The organism is Methanohalobium sp. (assembly GCF_018609725.1).
Classification (GTDB): Archaea; Halobacteriota; Methanosarcinia; order Methanosarcinales; family Methanosarcinaceae; genus Methanohalobium.
Map to the genome: position 1 here is coordinate 1 of NZ_JAHENT010000152.1, position 3,418 is coordinate 3,418.

General features: G+C 35.1%; 2 protein-coding genes. One reads left to right on the forward strand and one right to left on the reverse strand.

Features of this window, described 5'->3' with window-relative positions; translation table 11 throughout:
• Nucleotides 1–78: 78 nt before the first annotated feature.
• Complete coding sequence (locus tag QZ276_RS10405) at nucleotides 79–576, reverse strand: nucleotidyltransferase domain-containing protein (RefSeq protein WP_292487759.1); 498 nt, start codon at nucleotides 574–576, stop codon at nucleotides 79–81.
• Nucleotides 577–1,109: 533 nt separating this feature from the next.
• Here QZ276_RS10405 and QZ276_RS10410 point away from each other — a divergent pair.
• Nucleotides 1,110–3,418 (forward strand): hypothetical protein (locus QZ276_RS10410; protein WP_292487762.1); only part of this gene is annotated, 2,309 nt, incomplete at its 3' end.

Genomic DNA, 3,418 nt, shown 5'->3' on the forward strand with positions numbered 1-3,418 from the left:
AATTTATCCTTTCTTGGTCTACTTCTGTTTTTCTTACAAATTTCTTTCTGCATTCTTTCCAATTCATAAAATCTCCTGTCATTTTATCTTAAAACTCCCATAAAGTTTAATTCCATTTATAACATTATTTAGTAGATTTTTGTTTAACTCATTTATATCAGATTTTACAAAAATCTGGATTTTATGTCCTAATTTTTCTTCATAATAAGATAAATCAGTAATTTTTTTGATTGAGCTTTCTATGAAGATGTCTATGTCACTGTCTTTAACAGAATCCCCTTTTCTGATACTTCCATAAAGAATTATGCATGAAGGATTCATCTCTTTCACTAGTTTTTCAATTAATCCTGAAGAAACAATTTTTTCTGTGAAATAGTTTATTTTTTTGATTTTGAAATATCTGCTTTCTGAGGCCTCATTTTCTTTTGTTATTAGATTTTGGGATTTTAGGTCTTTTAATTCTTTATGTACTGTGGTTTTCGGAATTCCTGTTTTTTTGGATATTTCTCTGACTGTAAAATTTTTTTCAGGATATTCAAAAAATAATTCAAGTATTTTCAGGTTGTTTTGTCCCATTTTATGAACATATGTCCCTCATTATGTACATAATGAGCATAGGAGTTTTAAATAATTTTTTACAAAATCTCTTTTTAGACTGTTTTATAGATATTTCCCTTGTTTTTCCTTTTGCCATTTCAAATTTTCCTTATTTAGTTTTATTTTGTGTCTTTCCCGACGACAAAATTATTATGGTAGTGATTTCTAAATATATATGTATAAAATATATTTTTTTATTATATGTTTTTTTAATTAATATATTATATTTTAGGTGGGGGATATTAAAAAACCTTTTGGTAGCTAAATTCTAGTAATTTGTGTTACTGATAAAGTAATAGCGAAAGATTTATAAATAAACCCTTGATTATCGGCTATATGACAAGGGTTATTGCTGTAATATACAGTAAGTTTTTTAAATGAAAACAGACTTTGTTATTGTACACTAGAGAGAAATCTCTGGTAAATAAAATATTAAACCTAATATGGTTAACAATATAATTGCCCTAGGCAAAATAATTCACAGAAGTGAAAGGAGGTTAATATATTAAGAAATGAAATTTAATTTTAAGAAGATATCAGCTGTTGTTGCTGGTGCTCTTATGACTGGTATGGCTATGGGTGGTGCTGTAAGTGCAGCTAGTTACCCAGCTCCATTTGTAGAAGATGGTGTAGCAAGCTCTAACGCAATTGTTTATGGTAGTGACGCTATGGATCAAGACCAAGTTGTGTCAGGAAATTTACAATCAGACTTAGACAGCTACATAGAAAGTACTTCTAGTTCAAGTTCTGGTCTAGGAGAGGAATACGAACTTATTGAGGGGACAGGAAACTCTTTAACTTTAGGAGAATCTCTTTCAGACGTAGACACAAAATTTGGTGCAGATGAACTTCCAACAATCCTTGCAGATGGAACTTTGGAAGACCAATCTGTTGACTATGGTGAAACAGAGGAAATTGACTATGACCAAGAACTTAGTTTATCAAGTCACTTTGTTGAATACTCTTCACTTAGTGATGAAGAAGACTATGCTGTAAATACAGATGCTGCTAGTGACCAAATGCCAGTGCTTAACATAGACCAATCAAGTGGTGATGCATACAGTTTGACAGTGGATTTCACTAGTGCTATAAATGCTACTGCATATGATGATAGTGAGGCATTCACTGTTGCTGGAAAAGATTTAACATTTGACCCACAAATGTCAAGTGATGAACTTGTTTTATTCGAAGCTACTGAAACTGTTAGCATTGATGCAGGTGAATCAAAAACAATCGACGGTGATACTGTTGAAGTAACTGGAGCTAACACAGATGCTAGCCCTGCTACAGCTACATTGATAATAAATGGTGAAAAATACCAAGTTGAAGCAGGTGACAAGGAAGAAGGATTTTACGTAAGTGACATCTTTGTTCAAACAATTCCTGAAAAGACAGCTTCTGTTAAACTATTCGCTGGAAGTAAGAAGTGGGTTTTAGATACACTTGATGGCACTAGAGGAGACATAGAAGTAGATGGAACCACTATGGAAGGTGTTCAAGCATCTGTTTCTGCAGGAAGTAATAATACGGAAACAATCAATTCCATAACTTTCCATGCACAGCCTTATGACTTAGAAGCAGATGAAAAAGACTATCTTGAAATAGGAGAAGAGTTAGAAGACCCTCTTTTCGGAAGTTTCAAGATGTTGTTTGACAGTGTTGAACCAGAAATGAAAGCTGACACAAAAGGAAAAGTTAGTCTTACAGGAGGAGATACTGTTGAAATCTCTTTCACAAGTAGAAACGGAAATGAGTACTCTATATCTCCAATGGAGATAAACAGTAGTGGTGATGCCGTTATAGCTGGAGAGAATTGGTACACAGACAAAGTCAATGGAACTTTGAGTCATGTGACAAAGGACAGTATCTTTATAACTAATGAAGGGACTGGTTCAGCAGAAGAAACTCTAATCTATCAAATCACAAAGATAGATGATGGTGACTCTGGATCTAACGGAGATGAAGAAGTTGTTTTTGAAGAGTTATCTAGTGGTTCTAGTGTAGTTGTTTCTGATGAAGAAGAGCTTGGAGACACTGATTTATACGTTCCAGACTTACCTCAAGGTGTTGCTTCAGACGCTACATTCGCTTTAAGAGACGGAGGTCCTGCTGCAGCAAATGCTTCAGTAAAAACCGACTTATTCACAGAAGAAGGAATGAGCATAGAAATCCCTTTCTTGACTAGCTCTTCTACTGTTATAAATATGACAGAAGATAGAGAAGGTGAATTTAACCTTGACTCTGAAGGAATCACTCCAGCTACTCTTGATGTGAATGTATCAGCAGATAGCAGTGACGAAGTTCTAGAGCTTAGAACTATGCCTGGTGCTAACTTTAGTGATGTATCAGTAAGTGACACAGATACTGAATACGGTCTATCTGACTTCGGAACTTATTACGAAGCAGACACTGACGCTTACTCTTCTGTAGAACTTTGGTTACCAACAGAAGATCTTACAACATACAATGTGTACTTCTCAAGTACTGGTGGAACAAGTGACTCAGGCAGTGGAATCGGTGACATCTTAGTTACTGATTCTGAAGTAGACAGTGTTAGTGACAAGAATTTGATTGTTGTTGGTGGTAGTTGTGTAAACACAGCTGCTGCAGACTTATTAGGTGTTGACTACAAGACCTGTGGTGAAGACTTCACAGAAGCTACTGACATCGGATCAGGTCAAGCCTTAATAGAAGGTTACTCTGACTCTGATTTGACAAGCAAACAAGCAGTTCTTGTAGCTGGATACAGTGCAACTGACACTTCAAACGCTGCTCAGTACTTGATGAATGAGAAACCGGATACAAGCCAAGCACACAAGGT